Source organism: Lyngbya sp. CCY1209, assembly GCF_055795065.1.
In genome coordinates this window covers 1-303 of the sequence record NZ_JAYFER010000580.1, presented here as the reverse complement: position 1 = coordinate 303, position 303 = coordinate 1, and the positions used below count along the sequence as shown (strand labels likewise).

Below are 303 nucleotides of genomic sequence, written 5' to 3'. Positions count from 1 at the left end.
GGCGGCGGTGGGGGTAAAGGTCCAGTTACCGTCCGCGTCGGCAATTGTGGTGCCGAGCTCGGTTCCGTCTTGATAAATAGTGACGGTGCTTCCGGGTTCGGCGGTGCCGGTGATATCGGGGGTGGTGTCGGGGGTGATACCGTCGATGGTGATAATTGGGACAACAGGGGGGGTGGAGTCTATGATTAAGCTCGTTGCTGTCGATGTTGCAGAGATGTTCCCCGCCGCGTCGGTAGCTTGAGCCGTCAAGCTAAACGTGCCTTCGGTTAAGGCGGCGGTGGGGGTGAAACTCCAGTTGCCGGA

1 protein-coding gene is annotated in these 303 nt (G+C 59.7%); it reads right to left on the bottom strand.

Annotated features, from left to right (window positions below; translation table 11 throughout):
- The coding region (locus AC0QHF_RS20795; protein ID WP_324706153.1) for an Ig-like domain-containing protein at window positions 1–303 on the bottom strand (303 nt) is incomplete at both ends.